The sequence below is a fragment of the Candidatus Phycosocius spiralis genome (genome assembly GCF_030158815.1).
Lineage (GTDB): Bacteria > Pseudomonadota > Alphaproteobacteria > Caulobacterales > Aquidulcibacteraceae > Aquidulcibacter > Aquidulcibacter spiralis.
Window position 1 is genome coordinate 130,001 of the sequence record NZ_BPFZ01000006.1, and the last position, 19,808, is coordinate 149,808.

Annotated in this window: 15 protein-coding genes, 1 tRNA gene, 2 rRNA genes and 1 pseudogene (1 of these 19 cut by a window edge); 14 read left to right on the plus strand and 5 right to left on the minus strand. The window is 50.9% G+C overall.

The window, feature by feature from the left end:
• From PsB1_RS06365 to PsB1_RS06385, 5 genes are all read left to right on the plus strand, one after another.
• Positions 1 to 2,239, plus strand: a 23S ribosomal RNA gene (locus tag PsB1_RS06365); it begins 551 nt to the left of the window's first position.
• A 149-nt stretch (positions 2,240 to 2,388) separates the two neighbouring features.
• A 5S ribosomal RNA gene (rrf, locus tag PsB1_RS06370) occupies positions 2,389 to 2,503 on the plus strand.
• A gap of 336 nt (positions 2,504 to 2,839) precedes the next feature.
• Positions 2,840 to 2,916: transfer RNA gene (locus PsB1_RS06375), tRNA-Met, on the plus strand.
• Positions 2,917 to 3,211: 295 nt separating this feature from the next.
• Entirely contained in the window at positions 3,212 to 4,885 is a 1,674-nt protein-coding gene (locus tag PsB1_RS06380) for an alginate export family protein (protein ID WP_284359838.1), read from the plus strand.
• 46 nt (positions 4,886 to 4,931) lie between these two features.
• The gene (locus PsB1_RS06385; RefSeq protein ID WP_284359840.1) at positions 4,932 to 5,942 is read left to right on the plus strand and encodes an SDR family NAD(P)-dependent oxidoreductase; all 1,011 of its coding nucleotides are present in this window, start codon (positions 4,932 to 4,934) and stop codon (positions 5,940 to 5,942) included.
• An 82-nt stretch (positions 5,943 to 6,024) separates the two neighbouring features.
• On the opposite strand, the gene PsB1_RS06390 is transcribed toward PsB1_RS06385, so the two are convergent.
• Positions 6,025 to 8,217 (minus strand): peptidase domain-containing ABC transporter, encoded by a 2,193-nt coding sequence (locus PsB1_RS06390; RefSeq protein WP_284359842.1) that lies wholly within the window; start codon positions 8,215 to 8,217, stop codon positions 6,025 to 6,027.
• A gap of 159 nt (positions 8,218 to 8,376) precedes the next feature.
• On the opposite strand from PsB1_RS06390, the gene PsB1_RS06395 reads away from it, so the two are divergent.
• On the plus strand, positions 8,377 to 8,838 hold the full coding sequence (locus PsB1_RS06395; protein WP_284359843.1) for a hypothetical protein: 462 nt from the start codon (positions 8,377 to 8,379) through the stop codon (positions 8,836 to 8,838).
• Positions 8,839 to 8,863: 25 nt separating this feature from the next.
• Positions 8,864 to 10,852 (plus strand): alpha/beta hydrolase family protein, encoded by a 1,989-nt coding sequence (locus PsB1_RS06400; RefSeq protein ID WP_284359844.1) that lies wholly within the window; start codon positions 8,864 to 8,866, stop codon positions 10,850 to 10,852.
• Between the two features lie 207 nt (positions 10,853 to 11,059).
• Here the strand turns inward: PsB1_RS06400 and PsB1_RS06405 are convergent, their stop codons facing one another.
• Positions 11,060 to 13,252: a peptidase domain-containing ABC transporter gene (locus PsB1_RS06405; RefSeq protein WP_284359857.1), complete on the minus strand. Its 2,193-nt coding sequence runs from the start codon at positions 13,250 to 13,252 to the stop codon at positions 11,060 to 11,062.
• A gap of 161 nt (positions 13,253 to 13,413) precedes the next feature.
• Between PsB1_RS06405 and PsB1_RS06410 the strand changes: the two genes are divergently transcribed.
• From PsB1_RS06410 to PsB1_RS06420, 3 genes are read left to right on the plus strand one after another with little or no spacing between them, the layout of a single operon-like run.
• Positions 13,414 to 13,884 (plus strand): hypothetical protein, encoded by a 471-nt coding sequence (locus PsB1_RS06410; protein ID WP_284359858.1) that lies wholly within the window; start codon positions 13,414 to 13,416, stop codon positions 13,882 to 13,884.
• A 2-nt stretch (positions 13,885 to 13,886) separates the two neighbouring features.
• The gene (locus PsB1_RS06415; protein WP_284359859.1) at positions 13,887 to 14,435 is read left to right on the plus strand and encodes a hypothetical protein; all 549 of its coding nucleotides are present in this window, start codon (positions 13,887 to 13,889) and stop codon (positions 14,433 to 14,435) included.
• Between the two features lie 5 nt (positions 14,436 to 14,440).
• Positions 14,441 to 14,602, plus strand: coding sequence for a hypothetical protein (locus tag PsB1_RS06420; RefSeq protein WP_284359861.1), 162 nt, complete (start codon positions 14,441 to 14,443; stop codon positions 14,600 to 14,602).
• Here PsB1_RS06420 and PsB1_RS06425 read toward each other — a convergent pair.
• Complete coding sequence (locus tag PsB1_RS06425; protein ID WP_284359862.1) at positions 14,599 to 14,880, minus strand: cysteine peptidase family C39 domain-containing protein; 282 nt, start codon at positions 14,878 to 14,880, stop codon at positions 14,599 to 14,601. The two genes, PsB1_RS06420 and PsB1_RS06425, sit on opposite strands and share 4 nt — an antisense overlap.
• Positions 14,881 to 15,041: 161 nt before the next feature.
• Between PsB1_RS06425 and PsB1_RS06430 the strand changes: the two genes are divergently transcribed.
• The 3 genes from PsB1_RS06430 (at position 15,042) to PsB1_RS06440 (ending at position 17,704) form a co-directional block, all read left to right on the plus strand.
• Complete coding sequence (locus PsB1_RS06430) at positions 15,042 to 15,428, plus strand: hypothetical protein (RefSeq protein ID WP_284359863.1); 387 nt, start codon at positions 15,042 to 15,044, stop codon at positions 15,426 to 15,428.
• A 126-nt stretch (positions 15,429 to 15,554) separates the two neighbouring features.
• Positions 15,555 to 17,534, plus strand: a complete 1,980-nt coding sequence (locus PsB1_RS06435) for an alpha/beta hydrolase family protein (RefSeq protein WP_284359865.1) — start codon at positions 15,555 to 15,557, stop codon at positions 17,532 to 17,534.
• Positions 17,535 to 17,542: 8 nt separating this feature from the next.
• A complete protein-coding gene (locus PsB1_RS06440) occupies positions 17,543 to 17,704 on the plus strand; it encodes a hypothetical protein (protein WP_284359866.1) in 162 nt (53 codons plus the stop codon).
• On the opposite strand, the gene PsB1_RS06445 is transcribed toward PsB1_RS06440, so the two are convergent.
• Positions 17,690 to 17,881 carry a cysteine peptidase family C39 domain-containing protein gene (locus PsB1_RS06445; protein ID WP_284359868.1) on the minus strand — a complete coding sequence of 64 codons (192 nt, stop codon included), beginning with the start codon at positions 17,879 to 17,881 and terminating at the stop codon, positions 17,690 to 17,692. The genes PsB1_RS06440 and PsB1_RS06445 overlap by 15 nt on opposite strands.
• A 62-nt stretch (positions 17,882 to 17,943) precedes the next feature.
• Here PsB1_RS06445 and PsB1_RS06450 point away from each other — a divergent pair, with 62 nt between their 5' ends.
• Positions 17,944 to 18,333: a transposase gene (locus tag PsB1_RS06450; RefSeq protein ID WP_284359869.1), complete on the plus strand. Its 390-nt coding sequence runs from the start codon at positions 17,944 to 17,946 to the stop codon at positions 18,331 to 18,333.
• Here the strand turns inward: PsB1_RS06450 and PsB1_RS06455 are convergent.
• Positions 18,330 to 19,484: pseudogene (locus PsB1_RS06455) on the minus strand (IS3 family transposase). The gene PsB1_RS06450 and the pseudogene PsB1_RS06455 overlap by 4 nt on opposite strands.
• Positions 19,485 to 19,808: the final 324 nt, after the last annotated feature.

Sequence of the window (19,808 nt, forward strand, 5' to 3'; positions counted from 1 at the left end):
AAACTGGATACCTACAAGCAGTTAGAGCCTCTTTATGGGGTGATAGCGTACCTTTTGTATAATGGGCCAACGACTTAATGTAACGAGCAAGCTTAAACCGTTAGGTGTAGGCGTAGCGAAAGCGAGTCTGAATAGGGCGTCGAGTTCGTTGTATTAGACCCGAAACGCGTTGATCTACCTATGAGCAGAGTGAAGGTCATGTAACAGTGACTGGAGGCTCGAACCGTTGAATGTTGAAAAATTCTCGGATGACTTGTTGGTAGGGGTGAAAGGCCAATCAAAACGCGTGATAGCTGGTTCTCCGCGAAAACTATTTAGGTAGTGCCTCGTATGATTACTCCAGGGGGTAGAGCACTGGATGGGCTAGGGGTCCTCACCGGATTACCAAACCCAACCAAACTCCGAATACCTGGAAGTACAGTACGGGAGACAGACGGCGGGTGCTAACGTCCGTCGTCAAGAGGGAAACAACCCTGACCCGCAGCTAAGGTCCCCAAATAATGGCTAAGTTGGAAAGGATGTGGGTTTGCTTAGACAACCAGGATGTTGGCTTAGAAGCAGCCATCATTTAAAGAAAGCGTAACAGCTCACTGGTCAAGCGAACCTGCGCCGAAGATGTAACGGGGATTAAGCCATTTACCGAAGCTCGGGGTTTCATCTTTGATGAAGCGGTAGCGGAGCGTTCCGTAAGCCTGTGAAGGTGTCTGGTAATGGACACTGGAGGTATCGGAAGTGAGAATGTTGGCATGAGTAGCGATAAAGAGGGTGAGAGACCCTCTCGCCGAAAGACCAAGGGTTCCTGCGTAAAGCTAATCTGCGCAGGGTTAGCCGACCCCTAAGGCGAGGCCGAAAGGCGTAGTCGATGGGAACCACGTTAATATTCGTGGGCCAGCTGGTGGTGACGAACGCCGAAAGTTGTCAACTCTTATCGGATTGAGTTGGCAGCCTGGGAGTTCCAGGAAATAGCCCCAGCATTAGATCGTACCCGAAACCGACACAGGTGGTCAGGTAGAGCATACCAAGGCGCTTGAGAGAACTATGGTGAAGGAACTCGGCAAATTACTCCCGTAACTTCGGAAGAAGGGAGACTCTTTCTTGGGCAACCAAGGGAGAGTGGCACAGACCAGGGGGTTGCGACTGTTTATCAAAAACACAGGGCACTGCGAAGTCGCAAGACGACGTATAGTGTCTGACGCCTGCCCAGTGCCTGAAGGTTAAGAGGAGGGGTGCAAGCTCTGAATTGAAGCCCAGGTGAACGGCGGCCGTAACTATAACGGTCCTAAGGTAGCGAAATTCCTTGTCGGGTAAGTTCCGACCTGCACGAATGGCGTAACGACTTCCCCACTGTCTCCACCATAGACTCAGCGAAATTGAAATCTCCGTGAAGATGCGGAGTTCCCGCGGCCAGACGGAAAGACCCTGTGAACCTTTACTGCAGTTTTACAGTGGCGCTATCGAACGTATGTGTAGGATAGGTCGGAGGCTTTGAAGCCGGGGCGCCAGCCTTGGTGGAGCCACCCTTGAAATACGACCCTTATTTTCGGTGGCGTCTAACCGCGGTCCCTTATCGGGATCCGGGACCCTGTATGACGGGCAGTTTGACTGGGGCGGTCGCCTCCCAAAGTGTAACGGAGGCGCGCGATGGTAGGCTCAGACCGGTCGGAAATCGGTCGTTGAGTGCAATGGCATAAGCCTGCCTGACTGCGAGACTGACGAGTCGAGCAGAGACGAAAGTCGGCCATAGTGATCCGGTGATCCTGCGTGGTAGGGTCATCGCTCAACGGATAAAAGGTACTCCGGGGATAACAGGCTGATACCGCCCAAGAGTCCATATCGACGGCGGTGTTTGGCACCTCGATGTCGGCTCATCACATCCTGGGGCTGGAGCAGGTCCCAAGGGTATGGCTGTTCGCCATTTAAAGTGGTACGTGAGCTGGGTTCAGAACGTCGTGAGACAGTTTGGTCCCTATCTACCGTGGGTGTCGAGACTTGATAGGATTTGTCCCTAGTACGAGAGGACCGGGATGAACATACCTCTGGTGGACCAGTTGTCGTGCCAACGGCACAGCTGGGTAGCTAAGTATGGACTAGATAACCGCTGAAGGCATCTAAGCGGGAAACTAACCTAAAAACGAGGTCTCATTGAGAGCCGTGATAGACCATCACGTTGATAGGCCAGGTGTGGAAGACCCGCGAGGGTTGAAGCTGACTGGTACTAATCGCTCAATCGCTTGATCCTACGATTTCATACGCAGTGAAGACTGCGCCGTTCATAAGCACATATAGTGTGAGTTCCAAATATCCGTAAGGATTTTGGCAAAACTACGCGCCAAAATTTGTGCCAATCCAGACGATGTCAGACAATCAGATACGAGTGCATTCCGCCGACCTGGTGGCTATGCCGGGGGGTCCCCACCCGATCCCATCCCGAACTCGGTCGTTAAGTCCCCCAGGGCCGATGGTACTGCGTCTTAAGGCGCGGGAGAGTAGGTCGCTGCCGGGTCTGCCGAATGCATTCAGTAACTTATTGACATAGACCTTCCTTTCCAGATGATGTCAGATCAGACTTTCTAATTGCATGTGATGCGGGGTGGAGCAGCCCCGTTTGAACCGCCAAAGGCGGGGCAAACAGATCAAAATGCCGGGCGGCTCATCTGGCACAAACTTATCGCGGGGTGGAGCAGCCCCGTTTGGACCGCCAAAGGCGGGGCAAACAGATCAAAATGCCGGGCTGCTCATCTGGCACAAACTTATCGCGGGGTGGAGCAGCCCCGTTTGGACCGCCAAAGGCGGGGCAAACAGATCAAAATGCCGGGCTGCTCATCTGGCACAAACTTATCGCGGGGTGGAGCAGCCCGGTAGCTCGTCAGGCTCATAACCTGAAGGTCGTAGGTTCAAATCCTGCCCCCGCACCCAAGTTTCAGGACGCAAGCCTCGCACCCGCGGGGCTTTTTCCATTTGGGGCATGGTAGGGTGCACCTGAAGCTTCACCGTCAATTACATGCACCATTCTATTGGCATATGTAGGGGAAATCATTCATCTTTTGGGTTAGTCTTGTCCTTGGCTAATGGATGGCTTAAAAGAGTATCAAGTTAAGGGGTAGGGTTTCAAGTGAAAAAACAGATGCATAAAGGCAAATCTATAGGCTGTTTTCTTAGAGAAGGATTGCGTCTTCTGCTTTTGTTTATAGGGGTATTGACATGTTCGACCATGCCAGCCTATCGGGCACAAGCCCAAACTCCGGCTGGTTTTGACGATTTAAGTCGCTTAGAAAGTGTCGATGTCAAAATTGAAAACCCGTCTTCAGATGAAGCGTTGAATCGTCGTTTGATCGACCGTATTCGCGTAGGGCTTGGCATTTTCAGGGGGGACGTTTTTTCGCGTTCGACCGCTGAATTCAATCTTGCGCGCGCGCGGCGGGGTAGCCCTATTGCTAAAACCTTAATTGTTGCAACGCCTGGGCCCACGGGTGGCGTTGCGATTACAATCATCGCCACAATCGAGTCTGATCAAACCCAAGCCGATGGTCGTGGGGTGTTTAACCATGGCAAGACACGCGATCTTTCAGTCCTTTATGATAAGAATGGCACTTATCTTCGTATGCGACTTGAGGGGATTGGCATGTATTATGGCAATGATAATGCTTGGTATGCCAATCCCGACCCACTCCTTGCAGGTAACCCGCTGGTGAATGGCAAACCCGCCGGCAGTGGGTATAGTAATTGGGTGGAAGGTTTCGTGCATGCAGGCCTTTATGCCATGACACCGCTTAGTGAAAATGTAAGTTTGTATGGCGGTTTGAGCGGTATATTTAGTGGCTCAAACGGGCAGGAATTATTCACCAGTAAGACGCGTGGTTATTTCGGTGTCGAGGATGCTTTTGTTGGTATTGTTGGGGGGGGTGTTTCATCGACGGGCGATCGTTTTGTTGTCAATGCATCAGCGGGCAGGCAGCGATTTGGCGTGGCGGATGGTTTTCTGATCGCAAATACGGCCTCCAATGGCGGCAAGCGGGGTGCTTTGCAATCCAATCCCCGTTGGTCAGCGGACGAACTTTTACTCCTTCAAGCCCGATACAATAATGTGAAGTTAGAGGCTTTTTCCATCGATCCTGATGAATTACCGGAAGTCGATTCAAAGACCAAAATTCATGGGATTAATCTGGAAATCCGACGTCCAAATGCAATAGATGCTGCCCTGATGTTTCTTCATATCCCGCAGTCGGAATTCAAATATTATACACCAACCGATGTTTTCAGCCGTAAAGGGCTGCAGGTTTATAATGGTCGGATAAGGTGGCAACCAAATCCGACTGGCGCGGGGCTATTCCTATCGGGCGAGGCTGCTTTGGAGCGTAATGACCATTATGACATGCGCGCTTATGCTTGGACTGCCGAGATGGGCTATAGCTTTGCCAATAGCATGACATGGACACCGACCATTTCGTATCGATATGCCGCTTTTTCAGGTGACGATCCCTCCACTCAGCGGTTTGAGCGTTTTGACCCCTTATTGTCGGGCGATAATGGAGAGCGTTGGGTTCAGGGTATCAATCACTATAAGATTTTCCAAAACAGCAATCTTTTGACCCATCGTTTTCAGCTTCGTCTGCGCCCTACCCAATCGACAGAGCTTGTTCCACAGTTTTGGTTTTTCACCGCAGATAGGACAACTAATCTTGGTGGCAATCCTGCTTTCTCGTATATCAAAGGTAGATATTTGGGTGCCGAGCCCAATCTCACTTTCAAATGGTTCATCTCGCCAAAGCTGATGTTGCAGGGGCATGTAGCAGCAACTTTTCCGAGCACCACGGCCAAGAAGACGATCGGTACGCCAACCGATCCTTGGATAAGTACGATGTTTTTCCTCAGAGCCAGCTTTTGAGCTGATCAATCAACATAAGGAGTAGATCGGTATGGAACGCAGAGATATGATTAAAGGGATGGTATTGGCAGCAGGAACCGCCACGACGCTGGCAGCAGGACAAACGTTAGCCGGGGAAAAAGCCACCTCTGGCCCATCATCGGCCACCAAGCCAAAAGGTATCGGTGTCAAGGATATTACCCCTCTTGATGCTAATTATTTCATTCCCGATCGTTTCAAAGGGAAAACCTTGGTCGTGACGGGCTGTGCGCGCGGGATGGGGGCTGCTGCGGCCATTCGTGCTGCCAAGGAAGGGGCAAATATTGTTGGCGTTGACTGGATAGAGGACTTAGGTGCCTCCGTCATAGATCAGATCAAAGCTTTTGGAGGCAAGGCCAAGTTCGTACCCGGTGATATTGCCGAGACAAGTGTATGTGAAAAAATGGTGAAAACCGCCGTCGATACCTATGGGCGCCTTGATTTGGCTCTCAATAATGCTGGGGTCATGGATGGCGTGTTTTCAGGGGAGCCGCCAAATTACGCCAAACAGCGTGAGCTGATTTTTGCCCCTATCCATCAAGCCAGTGACGCTTATTGGGATAAGGTGGTCCGCACAAACGCATCGGGGGTGTTTCGATCCTTACGTGCTGAACTCAAGCAGATGGTGGCCCAAGGTGGGGGGGGTGCCATTGTCAATGTAGGATCTATTGCGGGCATGACTGGACTTGCTGGAAATCCAGCCTATGTTGCTAGCAAGCACGCGGTCAATGGCTTGACCAAAAATGCAGCGGTCGATTATGCCCCCTATGGCATACGCATCAATTCGGTTAATATGGCTGCAACCGACACACCTATGGTTGAGCGTGCGGGTATTTTGGTTGCTGAATCTGCTAAGGCATCAACGGGCCCAGGAATGGGGCGGCTTAAGATTGATAGTCTTTTATCTTATACCGATTCCAATAAGCGTCCCGCCACAGTCGCAGAGCAGGTGTCCATGATGCTGTTTCTACTGTCTGCAGAAGCCTCAAACTTTACCGGTGGGATTTATGCCACCGATGGTGGTTGGACCGCCTATTAATCCAACCCCGATCATACCTGTTCAGAGCGCGCTTGGTCTATATGAACCAAGCGTGACCTAGCGCGATTGGTTGAAGCCCATCTCACTGCGCCGCCACGTGCACCTGCTCGGTAAGCTCGGTCACTGTGCCGCCCGCAACCAATAGTGTGCGATCCGCCCCTGCGATGGCGGCTTCGCGGTGCGCCACAAAGATGCGGGTGCACGATAGGCCCCGAAGCGCTTCAGCCACGCGTCCTTCCGTTTCGGGGTCAAGGTTGGCCGTACCCTCATCCAGAAACAAGATGGTCGGCTCGCGGTAAAGTGCGCGGGCAAGAAGCACGCGCTGTTGCTGCCCACCAGATAGGGTGGAGCCCAGATCACCGACCAAGCTCATCGTGCCCATCGGCATTTTCAAAATATCATCCAGGACGCAGGCTTGGGCTAAGCACGCCTCCACCCGCGCCATATCAAGGTCTGGATCGAAGAAGGAAACATTGTCGGCAATCGTGCCGGCGAGCAGGCGATCATCTTGTAAGACCGCGCCAATCCGGTGGCGAAAGGTGCGCACGCCAAAGTTTTTAAGGCCCACCCCTTCGACTTTGACTTCCCCTTCGGTGGGGTCAAGCAGGCCCAGCAAGACTTTCATCAAAGTGGTCTTGCCACCCCCGGATGGCCCGATGATGGCGATGAATTGCCCGGGCTCAATCGTGAAATTGACATCCTTGAGCACCAAGGGCTCATGGGTCGCATAGCGAAAGGACAATTTGTCTGCCGCCAAGCGGCCCTCAAACAAGCGGCCCTCCTGAATGGGCTCATCAACGCCTGCTTCTGGATCCTCATGCACGACGTCGGCGAGGCGCTCTAAATGTAATTCCAACGTCTTCCATTGAAAATAAAGGCCAATGAGGCCCGATAGCGCGCCCGAGAATTGCCCCGCATAGGATTGAAACGCCATCAACATGCCAAGGCTCATCGTGCCATCAATCACTTGTTTGGCCCCCAACCACCAGACGGCGACCCCTTGTAGGCCCGTAACAATTCCAAGCCCCGCGCCACCCCAGAGGCCCACGCGCTGCATGGTTACACTATTATTGACGCTGGCGGCGGTATCATTCTGCCATTGGCTGACCCGCTCACGCTCTTTGCCAAATAGCTTGAAAGTGCGTGCACCCCGCAAGGTTTCCATAAAGGTGGTGGAGGCAACAGCGCCAAGGCTGATACCCTCATCGGTTTTGCGCCGCACCCAAGGAAAAGTCACGGCTTGCACAATCAGCGGGATCAACATGGTTGCGACCACGCAGCCAAATAGAAGCGGCGAATAAAGCACCGCCATCGTGCCGCCGACCACCAGCATGATCACGTTCAAAGTCGCGCCAATTGGCACAGAGGTCAGGAAGCTTTGCACAGGGCCAAGCGAGCTAAACCGGCTCATGATGTCGCCAATATGGCGTTTCTCAAACCAAGCGACCGGCAGGCGCAGGGCGTGGCGCAATAGATTGCTTTGCATCTGAAACGAGAGTTGCGTGCCCAAATACATGCCGACAAAGCCTTGCAACAGACCAATCCCGGTTTGGATCAACAATAAGATCACCATGCCGATGCCAATCGTGGTCAAAAGATCAAGGTCACCTTTGGAGATGGCATCATCAATAATCATTTGGTTCAGCATCGGGCTGAACACGCCAATCACTTGCACCACAAGCGCTAGCGCAAATAGCTGGATCACCGGGCCTTTAAGACCCTTTAGTGTGCTCCACATGTCTGTCAGGCGAACCCGCTCAACATGCTTCTTCTTAGTAAAGGCTGGTGTGGGTGTTAGCTCTAAAGCGACACCGGTGAAGGAGCGGCCAATCTCGGCGGGTGCCACTTTTCGCACGCCGCGCGCTGGGTCATGAATGATGGCCCATACCCCACCTGCCCCCTTCCACGCCTTCTTCAGCACGACATAATGGGATAAGTTCCAATGCAGCACGCAAGGCGGCTTAAGGCTGACCAATTCTTCGACTTCCAACCGCAAGGGCCTGCCCACCATGCCCAAGCCATCCGCCATGTCCATCACGCTTTTAAGGGTGGTGCCCTTCAAACTGGCGGAGAATTTACGGCGCAGATCAGAGAGCGTGTGGCGCTGGCCGTGTGCGGCGGCCACCATGGCAAGGCAGGCGAGGCCACATTCGGCGGCTTCGGCCTGCAGCATCATGGGTAGCTTGTCGGAGTGGAACAGGCGGGTCAGCCAAGTGCGGCTATCGTCTTGGGGTGATTGGTTTAAATTTTCCCCTTGCGGATCGGCCAATACCATGCAAACTTACCCTAAATAAGCCTTCGCAGATGAATTGCTTTGTCATAATTAATTCACTTGAAGTAGCATATCTTTTTATACATCTTCAGCGGCGTTCGCAAGGGAAGTCAGTCGCATTGAGGCGGTCTGGCAGGTAAAACCGGACAGGGAGATTGGATTATGCGTGCATTAACGGTTGAGGAGTTGGAGTTTGTGAGTGGGGGAGAAGGCGGGGGCTATCATACTGTCATTGTTACTGGCTACCAGAGTGGTGGGTCTGGCTTTGGTGGTTATGGCTCGGAGAGTATGGGCGGTGACAAGGATTTAGATCCATTTCTCCCAATCGATTTTTGGCAGTCTCTTTCTGAAAACGGTGCGTATCTGTTAATGCAATTGGAAGTTGCAAGTAAGCAAAGAAATACAAACGATCTTTATGTTGTAAATACGAGAGGGTCAATCATACATACTTGGACCGATAACAAAGATGGCTCTAAATGGACTGCGATTGATGATAAAACGAACGGTCCTGGTTTCGACACTTTGAGAGTCAGTGATAGTCTTGGATTGATCACTAAAGAATTTAACCCACGTTCAGGCTTGTATGTCATAATTGAAACTAAAGTTCCCGTCATTGTCCAATAAAAGCCTTAGAAAGCAACTCTGCATTATGGTGGCTGTGACGTTAGTGGCAGCCACCAGTGGCTTAAATTCAGAGGTAAAAGGAAAATCAGCCATCGCTTCCGATTTAGCGGGTTTCGCGAGAAAATCTTTGCCACTTCAGAAGGCAGTTCAGCGAATGACGGCCTTAAAGCTCGCCGTATGCATAAGTAATGAGGTGAGTATCTCAAGAAATGGTAACTTTATAGCGATGAATACACGCGACACCTCGGCATTATCACCTCTTAAAGTAATGGTAGGAGGCGAAAGTGCTGTTGTAACTTGGCCAACGAATGAATCGGAGTTATTTTTTTGGGGTTTAAAATCTTTCAGCGCACAAGAGTATTTCGTATCTGAAGAAAAACTGCTTATCTTATCATCTGATTATAAAGCACCAAGTCTCTACCAATTTGATCCAAAAGAGAAGAATTGGCTGTTAACGCCATTGCCACCAGAGACTGAGAGTTTGAAGAGTTTTCCCGGCTTTTGGAATATAGCGGTTTCAAACTATGATCTTGATAACATAACTCGACAGCCATTGGATTTAAATTTAATTATCAATCGAATTCCTGATAGCACTAAGAGTAGATTTACACCTTCATTAGCGCTTGAAGGCTTGGTTAGTTTGAGCGTTCTTCGTGATAGTATTGTATTAATAGGGCAGGATGAGAACTTTAAGCTAAAAATGGCAAAATTTACTCCAAACACGATGGATTTTACTGATATAAGTGCCCCAATCAACCGAATGGGATTTCCTCGCTTGAGGGCGTTTGAAACAAGCGAGGGTGTGCTTGGCCTGGCTGACATTGGATTTATTGCGCTATTAAAAGGCGGTCGATTTGAAACTGTAAAAATTCCAATGTATGGACGATTCATTCAAACTCCATTCGATGCAGGGCCTGAGATTCTTTTCGGTCCAAATTCCATCCATAGTTTTTCTCAGTCAGCCCGCGATACCTCGTCCATTATCAATGCAGAGTTAGCCCGCTGGGTTTCATCAGGTTGGTACATTAAATCTGGTAGCTATGATAAAAGTTCAGGGAGAATAGCTTTACTTATGAAAGCTGGGGGGATCGATGACTCTGCTTTAGTCTTTCTGAACATCAACGGCGAATCGAGCTACATTTCCTGTACAGATCGGTCATTTGAAAAAAGCTCGAGGCCGATTTCCTTTTCGGATAAACTTGAGAAGGAACATGCTCCGGTACCAAAATATCCATTAAGTTTCATAGAAATATCAGATGAAAACGACCGCATCGGCATCTGGACCTTTCAGTCCAAGGCTAATAGCAAAGGAACGATTGTTTCAGTTCGAGGTGGACCAACGGTTTCTTTATACGGTGACCACATAAGTGATTTTGAAGCGCGGCTCTTGAATAAAGGCTTCAAAATAGTTAAAATTGAGTATTCCGGCGCGCAGCAATCCAGTTATGACCTTTTTGGTCGGTTAGCAAAGGATTTTTCGAGTTCAATTGAAACTGATGCAAAAATAGTTACCCAATACCTAAAAAGTATAAATGATCAAAAACCTATGTTTTTGTTAGCATATAGTTTCGGATCGTTACTAGGAGCCGAAATTTCTGCGCAAAACCCTCATATTTTTCGGCAAACATTTTTAGTTGCGCCTTTTAGTTCTTGGCAGCGTTTCAAAAAAGAAGATGTTGCTAATATCCCTGAAGTAATCAAGTATAGTTTGGTGAGAGATCACTTAGGGTTTGGCTCTCCGCTGAATATTGACCACAATCAGCAATTAGCATTTTCCGCAAAAATAGAGGCGATAGTGAGTAAATATTGTCAAGTTGACAATTTAAAAGTCCTTTACGGTGAGTTCGACGAGATAACACCTCCCAAAGATTGGATCAGCGGCTGTCGGAAGGAAAAAAAAACAGAAATATTTCAGCATTCCGGTCATGGCCTATCCAAAGGAATGGCTAATGTGATTGAAGCTGAAGTTGAAAAAAGCCTTTCAAAAAAGCCTTGTGCGCGAAAAGGGCCATAAGTTTAAAATGTCCAATTCTGTGCTAGATAAGCTAACCCCGAGACCCTATTCCGCCCAGCCGTCATTGAAGCCCAGCGTCGCCGCGTATATGGCAGTGTCACCTTGCATCAGCCTTCCCGGCTGGTAGGGGACTAATGCCGCAAATCAGCTAATGTGTGGTGCTGGCCATGGATGGCCGCGGTTCCCTCCGCTTAATTCAAAGGGAAGTCACTCCGCCGCGACTTGCGCCTGTTCGGTCAGCTCAGTCACTGTGCCGCCCGCAACTAACAGTGTGCGGTTCGCCCCTGCGATGGCGGCTTCGCGGTGCGCCACAAAGATGCGGGTGCACGATAGGCCCCGAAGCGCTTCAGCCACGCGTCCTTCCGTTTCGGGGTCAAGGTTGGCCGTACCCTCATCCAGAAACAAGATGGTCGGCTCGCGGTAAAGTGCGCGGGCAAGAAGCACGCGCTGTTGCTGCCCACCAGATAGGGTGGAGCCCAGATCACCGACCAAGCTCATCGTGCCCATCGGCATTTTCAAAATATCATCCAGGACGCAGGCTTGGGCTAAGCACGCCTCCACCCGCGTCATATCAAGGTCTGGATCGAAGAAGGAAACATTGTCGGCAATCGTTCCGGCGAGGAGGCGATCATCTTGTAAGACCGCGCCAATCCGGTGGCGAAAGGTGCGCACGCCAAAGTTTTTAAGGCCCACCCCTTCGACTTTGACTTCCCCTTCGGTGGGGTCAAGCAGGCCCAGCAAGACTTTCATCAAAGTGGTCTTGCCACCCCCGGATGGCCCGATGATGGCGATGAATTGACCGGGCTCAATCGTGAAATTGACATCCTTGAGCACCAAGGGCTCATGGGTCGCATAGCGAAAGGACAATTTGTCTGCCGCCAAGCGGCCCTCAAACAAGCGGCCCTCCTGAATGGGCTCATCAACGCCTGCTTCTGGATCCTCATGCACCACATCGGCGAGGCGCTCTAAATGCAATTCCAACGTCTTCCATTGAAAATAAAGGCCAATGAGGCCCGAGAGCGCACCAGAAAATTGCCCCGCATAGGATTGAAACGCCATCAACATGCCAAGGCTCATCGTGCCGTCAATCACTTGTTTGGCCCCCAACCACCAGACGGCGACCCCTTGTAGGCCCGTAACAATTCCAAGCCCCGCGCCACCCCAGAGGCCCACGCGCTGCATGGTCACGCTATTGTTGACGCTAGCGGCGGTATCATTCTGCCATTGGCTGACCCGCTCCCGCTCTTTGCCAAATAGCTTGAAAGTGCGTGCACCCCGCAAGGTTTCCATAAAGGTGGTGGAGGCAACAGCGCCAAGGCTGATACCCTCATCGGTTTTGCGCCGCACCCAAGGAAAAGTCACGGCTTGCACAATCAGCGGGATCAACATGGTTGCGACCACGCAGCCAAATAGAAGCGGCGAATAAAGCACCGCCATCGTGCCGCCAACCGCGAGCATGATGACATTCAAAGTCGCGCCAATTGGCACAGAGGTTAGGAAGCTTTGCACGGGGCCAAGCGAGCTAAACCGGCTCATGATATCGCCAATATGGCGTTTCTCAAACCACGCCACAGGCAGGCGCAGGGCATGACGCAATAAATTGCTCTGCATCTGAAACGAGAGTTGCGTGCCCAGATACATGCCGACAAAGCCTTGCAAGAGGCCAATGCCGGTCTGGATCAACAACAAGATCACCATGCCCATGCCAATGGTGGTCAGAAGGTCCATATCGCCTTTGGAGATGGCATCATCAACGATCAATTGGTTCAGCATCGGGCTGAACACGCCAATCACTTGCACGACAAGGGCCAGCAGGAAGAGCTGGATCACGGGCCCCTTAAGGCCCTTAAGCGTGCTCCAGAGATCGCTGAGGCGAACCCGCTCAACATGCTTCTTCTTGGTGAAAGCCGGCGTGGGCGTCAGTTCGAGCGCTACACCGGTAAAGGACCGGCCAATCTCGGCCGGGGCCACTTTGCGCACCCCGCGTGCTGGGTCATGAATAATCGCCCAAACCCCACCTGGCCCCTTCCACGCCTTCTTCAGCACGACATAATGGGCCAAGTTCCAGTGCAGCACGCACGGCGGCTTCAGGCTGACCAATTCATCGACTTCCAACCGTAGAGGCCTGCCCACCATGCCCAAGCCATCGGCCATGTCCATCACGCTTTTGAGGGTGGTGCCCTTCAAACTGGCGGAGAATTTACGGCGCAGATCAGAGAGCGTGTGGCGCTGGCCGTGTGCTGCGGCCACCATGGCAAGGCAGGCGAGGCCACATTCGGCGGCTTCCGCCTGCAGCATTATGGGTAGCTTGTCGGAGTGGAACAGGCGGGTCAGCCAAATGCGGCTATCGTCTTGGGGTGATTGGTTTAAATTTTCCCCTTGCGGATCGGCCAATACCATGCAAATTTACCCTAAATATATCTTCAAAGAAAAATCACACAGACGTTCTTTTCCTACTTGACATCCCCCCCCCCGGCTCTGTCAACTTCTTATGTGTCCGATGGGGAAGTCAGTCGCACTGAGGCGGTCTGGCAGGTAAAACCGGACAGGGAGATTGGATTATGCGTGCATTGACGGTTGAGGAGTTGGAGTTTGTGAGTGGGGGGGAAGAGGTGGTTGTAACTGCCAAGAGAAACCCCGTTACCCCTGGTTGGAACGTTATATATGCTGAAGATATGTATTTATTTCCATGGACACAAAGTTTTAATTCTTATCTGTCAGACTCCGGTTTCTCCGGTTTCGAGACTGTTGGGGTCGATTTCGACTTAAGCGAGCAGCAAGCTCGCCTAGCTGCCTTTCTCGCAAACACTACTAGGACTAGGAATGCCGATGGTACGGTCACTATAACATTCAAAGTTCCCGTAACAATTATCGGTAATGTGCCGTTTTACGGCGACTACACCCTAAAAGTGCAAGCCGGCGACAAGGTTACTGGGTCAGACAGTAAAGGCGGTGCCCGCGGTGGACCAAACGGCATACCGGATTTATTGGATAGTTTGATTGAGGGGCAATCAATAATTCGTTGGGGCTAAAAATGCAGAAACTAAGAGTGGCTGCAGCAGTTTTAATCGTCCTACTAGGAGGATGTAATGTGCTTTGGGGTCCTACGGGGGAAAAGGGCAACTGGCCCTTTAGTTCACCAGATTATAGGACTTATAAGCTAGAAGCGCCTGAGAGAGCCCCGCTGTATTATCCGCGTTTAGTAAGCCTTTCAAAGAGTGAGCGGGGCCTAAACTGGAGCGCACAATTTGAATATGATACCTATTCAGGCGAGGGTAGCGTCGAGTTAATTGGTAAAAAAGATGGTTTAAATATTTATGGTTTCTCAGTAAATGCTCCTCCGGATTTAGCGCCTTTAAATTCAGGCACTTCTCAAAGTCTGGGGGCAGTATTTGGTGTAATACACGAGATAAGGACTAATCTAGGTGTAACCTACCGGGCGGACTTGATGAAATGTGGTGAACGAGTTGAGGTTAAAGTCTGTGAGGCAAAAAGTTATGCAGAGGCTTGGCAAGTTTTGCGGAGTAAGGGGTTCAATTTTGTCGGAACGATGAATTATACTGAAGTGAAAGATAGAAATTAGCGGCAATGACCCTATTCCGTCCAGCCGTCATTGAAGCCCAGCGCCGCCGTGTATATGGCAGCGTCACCCTGCATCAGCCCACAAGGCTAGCGGCATTTAGTGCGGTGGCGGTGATCAGTGTGTTGATCGGAACCGCCTATCTGGCGCTGGGTCTATTTGCGAATTAGGGCCTGCCCACCATGCCCAAGCCATCCGCCATATCCATCACGCTTTTGAGCGTTGTGCCCTTCAAACTGGCGGAGAATTTACGGCGCAGATCAGAGAGCGTGTGGCGCTGGCCGTGTGCTGCGGCCACCATGGCAAGGCAGGCGAGGCCACATTCGGCGGCTTCCGCCTGCAGCATCATCGGCAGCTTGTCTGAGTGGAACAGGCGGGTCAGCCAGGTGCGGCTATCGTCTTGGGGTGATTGGTTTAAATTTTCCCCTTGCGGATCGGCCAATACCATGCAAATTTACCCTAAATATGCCTTCAAAGAAAAATCACACAGACGTTCTTTTCCTACTTGACATCTCCCCCCCCCGCTAAGTCAACTTCGTATATGTGCTATGGGGAAGTCAGTCGCACTGAGGCTGTCTGGCAGGTAAAACCGGACAGGGAGATTGAATTATGCGTACATTGACGGTTGAGGAGTTGGAGTTTGTGAGTGGGGGTGATAGACCTTGGAATCCGTACACTGACTTTAAAGCCCCAATACAATCAACAGATTATTGGCGGTATGAGCAGCTTATAAACATGGCGCTTCGGGAAGCCGGGTTAGACTATAATGGAAACCCGATCAACGGAGGGAATTCAGATGGCGGCAACCCGTCAATAGGGAGTTCGTATTCCCCGCCGTCAAGCGGCTCAAATGTCGGCGTGACAGTCGGGAACAACGGGGTTCAAGTGCAAGGCAGTACGACCACATCGGGTGGAGCAACGATAACTGGAACAATTACAGTTCCTTATGATTTAGGTCCGCCCGAAGTAAAAGTTGAAATAAAAATTCCGTTTTAGTCCGCTTAAAGTTGAGTAGATCCGAGCTAGGTCGACTTATTTCCTTAAACACTCGGTCAGCTCGGACCTGCTTTTACTTTAGAAAGTTTAGAGACCTAATTTCATAGTCTAGATTGGCAGAGAAAAATGCTTGAGAGTTTCATTCTTGCCGCAGCAGCTTTGGTAACTAGTCAAGACCATATGGCACGAACGCCTAGTCTACTAACTTATTCAAGATGTGAAACGGTTGGAAATATTCAGGTATGTTTGAACCGAAATGGCGAAATAATTACCCGTGATCTAAAAATCTGGGGTGGCTTGGCTGAATTGAGAAGACCAACTAAGCTTTCAGACGATAGAATCCAAGTTACTGATTTTAAATGCAGTTCCATCGGTAGGCCACATTGCGTTCTCCTAGCCAGATTAAGGGGTGAGCTAGGACTCAAAGCTGGTCGGGTATTAGCTTTGGATTTGTCTTCTAACACGCTACAGACATTGACGGATGGTCAATTTTGGTTTCACCTTCCATTGCCGAGTGGCATACATATTATTGACCGCGCAGGAAAATTCCCGGTTGTCTACAATTACGATCATGTCAAACGAAAGCTTGTTTATGGTTGGGAATATCCAAGTTTTAAAACCATTGCTGGTGTTCTACCTCTGGTAAACTCCTCTAGCCGCCAAACTACTTTGGTGCGATTCATAATCGATGAAGCGACAGGAACCGCGAAAATTTTTGACCAGATCGGGTCAACAAAAGAACTTGATGCCTCAAGTTTTCACTCGATTGATCTCTCCTTGCTTGGTAACCCTAGCAATCACACCGCTTATATATTCGGCTTAACTTCCCCCTTTTTACCGGGGCGTCATAAGGCCTCCGATTCAGGCTTGTTTGGCATTCGGGCATTTCCCAAGGGACGCGACACGTTCAGACTTGAGTATAAAAATTGGGAAATCGAGCTTCACGAACGTATCATTCAAAGTCGGGTACCACAAATCGACATGAACGGCGATCTGTTCTTTGTTGTGGGTTCACCAAGCGGTACTTCAGTACAATTCTTGTGCCAATCAAAATCCGGGGATTTGGAATTAAACGAGCTTTTTCCGCCCACCCTAACGGCGCGTTTAAGGATTGCCAGTTCTAATCTCCTTGAAGGTGTTCAGGTGACCCGGGAGGCACCTGGAAGGCAACTTAGCTTTCAGCATTATGAATTATTTGGGCCGGGAAATGGCTTGTCGCGACAATGCGCCAGTACAAATGTTAAACAGGGAAAGTTAACCTTAGCAAAATCAAATGAAGACGTCTCCTTGAGCCAAGTGCCGGAAACAGAAATTCTGAGGCTACCGCCAACTGCAGCAAATCAGAGCCCGCAGTCGGCGCTTATACTGAATAAGTCACATGTTGTAGCCCCGTCAGGAATCTTAATAGATGTTTACGGTGCCGTTGCATCAAGCCCCTTTTCTCCTGTTGACCAAATTGTCCCTTTCGATCCGCGGACGGATGATTTTTGGGTTGCCCAAGCCATTCTGCCGGGGGATGGCGATCTTGGGCGGGCTTTTGCAAATTCTGGCGCGACGCCCAATCGGGCTTTGACGGTTGAGGCTTTAAATGCACTTTCTGAAATTCTAATTGAAAGTTATCCTAGTCTAAAAGGTAATATTACCTTGCGAGCAATGAGTGCTGGCGCAAGTACAGCTGTTCAGGCTGTATTAGGTCGACCCGATCTTTATTCCGGTGCAATTCTGTTTGCTGGTGCATATGATTGGCGTGAAATTGCAATGAATAAAAATTTGTCGGGCTTTCATAGCGCTTATGATCAGGAGGCACTTGATCAAGTGATCACACAGGCCCCGGAATTTTGTTCAGGGGCCAAGTTTATCATTATCCATGCTGAAGACGATAGCATAGCATCCGCATCTCAAGCTCGACAGTTTGCTGATCGCTTAAGAAACAAAAACTGTTTGGTTGGTAGTGCTTTTTTCGGCAAAGGTGGTCACCAATTGTCCACACAACTTATGCCCCCAGAAGAAGAAAAAGCATTCATAAGTTTGATACTGCAACGTGGATCGCAGCCTTTATTAAAGGATATCGAACTGGCTAAAAAGCAGTCATTCCAGTCGAATTAGCGTCCCCCATGACCCTATTCCGCCCCGCCGTCATTGAAGCCCAGCGCCGTCGCGTATATGGCAGCGTGACCTTGCTCCAGCCCACAAGGCTGGCGGCATTTAGTGCGGTGGCGGTGATCAGTGTGTTGATCGGCACGGTTTATCTGGCTCTGGGTCTATTTGCGAATTAGGGCCTGCCCACCATGCCCAAGCCATCGGCCATGTCCATCACGCTTTTGAGCGGTGCCCTTCAAGCTGGCGGAGAATTTACGGCGCAGATCAGAGAGCGTGTGGCGCTGGCCTTGTGCTGCGGCTACAATGGCAAGGCAGGCGAGGCCACATTCTGCGGCTTCCGCCTGCAGCGTCATTCGTATCCATTCGCCGAGGGCCACATACCGTTGAGTTATGAACTGGGCTAGGTACTGTGCTTATGGAGACGTTACATACGATAGCAGCAGGATATGGGCGTCGGCTTGATGTTGTGGAGACGGGTCGTCGGCGTCGCTTTTCTGACGATTTCAAGCTGTCGGTTGTGGCGGAGAGTTATGCGGCTGGGGCTGTGATGACGCAGCGTGCGCGCCGATACGGGGTCCATCCAAGCCAGATCTACGTTTGGCGTGCGCAGGCTCGTGGTGATGGTGGTGGGGTTGGCCGGATTGCGGAGCCACCGGCATTTGTTCCTTTAGTCGCGACTGGCGACCAAGGTGGTTTATGTGAACCCTCGCCAGCACCGGTAAGTGCCCCACTGGTCATTGTGTTGTCAGGAACTCGGCGGGTTGGACTTGTAACGGTTTCGTTCCGGTGTGGTATCTCTTGTTAGGCCACTTTTGCTTCGAAAGCCAGTGGGCTGATGCCGCCCAAGTATGAGTGTCGGCGGCGCGGATTATAAAAGCCATTGATGTATTCAAAGATGGCTGTATGGGCTTGCTTGCGTGTGGCCCAGCGGTACCGCCAGATCGGTTCGGCTTTGATGGTCTTGAAGAATGTCTCGACGGTGGAGTTGTCGTAGCAATTCCCGGTTGCGCTCATGGACGGTTTCATTGTGTAGGCACCAAGGCGCTTCTGGTAATCACCCGAAGCGTATTGACTGCCGCGGTCGCTATGGAAGATACACCCAGGTGGGGGATTACGCAGCCGTGCAGCCATATCGAATGCCCTGATTGCGAGGTCTTTTTTCATCCGGTCACTGACTGCCCAGCCGATTACGCGGCGTGAATGAAGGTCCAGAACGACGGCCAGATAGAGCCAGCCTTCAGCTGTCCAGATATAACTGATATCGCCTGCCCATTTCTGATTGGGACCATCAGCCTGAAAGTCGCGCGCCAAGAGGTTTTCGGCATATCCATGTTTGTGATTGCTGTCAGTCGTGACTTTGTAACGGTGCGTCCGAACCGGGACGACACCATGGATACGCATCAACCGACCCACCCGCCTTTCTCCAACCTTCAAACCAATTTCCTTGAGCTCTGCCGTCATGCGAGATCGGCCATAGGTTCCAAGAGATTGGGTGTATTGGTCTTTGATATGGGCTAGCACCCGACAAGTCGCCATGCACCCGCGTGCTCATGGGCCGGTTGACCCAAGCCCGAAAGCCGCGCGCCGTGACGTCCATGACCCGGCACATCGTTTCAATGCGCCAGACATGACGCCATTTCAGGATGAACGCAAATCGCATCACTTTTGGCTCGCGAAGAAGGCAGTGGCCTTTTTTAAGATCTCCCTCTCCTCGCGCAGAACCTTGTTTTCATGACGAAGCCGTTCGTTCTCTTTCAACAAGTCAAAGTCTGTCGGCAAATTGCCCGGTGCTGACCTGATGCCCTCGCCATCATGTCTCCCTGCTAATTGGATCCACTTGCCCAGCGTCGACTTGCCAATCCCAAGATCGGCCGCCACACGCTCACGCGTCAAACCGCTGGGCAATGCCAAACGCACCGCCTCACGACGAAACTCTTCTCCGTATACCTGTGTCATGATTCTACTCCTGATTAGGTAATTTACATCTCACCACCCGGAACAAAACCGTTACATGTCCAGCCTGCGCGCTGATGCTTATATCGTGCCTTTGCGCAGGCAGAGCATGGCGTAAAGGCTGTCTTAGCGAGATCACCATGAATGATCACCCTTCTTGGGGGGGTGCGCAGACTTAGGGTCATCGGGCAGGCTTTAGATCAAGGACTTGGAATAGGTCGATAGTCCCACTGAGAGGGACATGGGTTGCTATGGGCTGCTATGTCTTGACCATGAAGTGAAGCTATCTAACCCACAAATACCAAGAAGGGTCCTTTAGGCTCAGAA

Coding starts and splice junctions, on each gene's coding strand:
- PsB1_RS06395 (WP_284359843.1), top strand. CDS start 8,377: ATGCGTGCATTAACGGTTGAGGAGTTGGAGTTTGTGAGTGGGGGAGAA.
- PsB1_RS06440 (WP_284359866.1), top strand. CDS start 17,543: ATGACCCTATTCCGCCCCGCCGTCATTGAAGCCCAGCGCCGTCGCGTA.
- PsB1_RS06385 (WP_284359840.1), top strand. CDS start 4,932: ATGATTAAAGGGATGGTATTGGCAGCAGGAACCGCCACGACGCTGGCA.
- PsB1_RS06415 (WP_284359859.1), top strand. CDS start 13,887: ATGCAGAAACTAAGAGTGGCTGCAGCAGTTTTAATCGTCCTACTAGGA.
- PsB1_RS06445 (WP_284359868.1), bottom strand. CDS start 17,881: ATGACGCTGCAGGCGGAAGCCGCAGAATGTGGCCTCGCCTGCCTTGCC.
- PsB1_RS06425 (WP_284359862.1), bottom strand. CDS start 14,880: ATGGTATTGGCCGATCCGCAAGGGGAAAATTTAAACCAATCACCCCAA.
- PsB1_RS06435 (WP_284359865.1), top strand. CDS start 15,555: ATGCTTGAGAGTTTCATTCTTGCCGCAGCAGCTTTGGTAACTAGTCAA.
- PsB1_RS06400 (WP_284359844.1), top strand. CDS start 8,864: ATGGTGGCTGTGACGTTAGTGGCAGCCACCAGTGGCTTAAATTCAGAG.
- PsB1_RS06405 (WP_284359857.1), bottom strand. CDS start 13,252: ATGGTATTGGCCGATCCGCAAGGGGAAAATTTAAACCAATCACCCCAA.
- PsB1_RS06380 (WP_284359838.1), top strand. CDS start 3,212: ATGCCAGCCTATCGGGCACAAGCCCAAACTCCGGCTGGTTTTGACGAT.
- PsB1_RS06390 (WP_284359842.1), bottom strand. CDS start 8,217: ATGGTATTGGCCGATCCGCAAGGGGAAAATTTAAACCAATCACCCCAA.
- PsB1_RS06450 (WP_284359869.1), top strand. CDS start 17,944: ATGGAGACGTTACATACGATAGCAGCAGGATATGGGCGTCGGCTTGAT.
- PsB1_RS06420 (WP_284359861.1), top strand. CDS start 14,441: ATGACCCTATTCCGTCCAGCCGTCATTGAAGCCCAGCGCCGCCGTGTA.
- PsB1_RS06410 (WP_284359858.1), top strand. CDS start 13,414: ATGCGTGCATTGACGGTTGAGGAGTTGGAGTTTGTGAGTGGGGGGGAA.
- PsB1_RS06430 (WP_284359863.1), top strand. CDS start 15,042: ATGCGTACATTGACGGTTGAGGAGTTGGAGTTTGTGAGTGGGGGTGAT.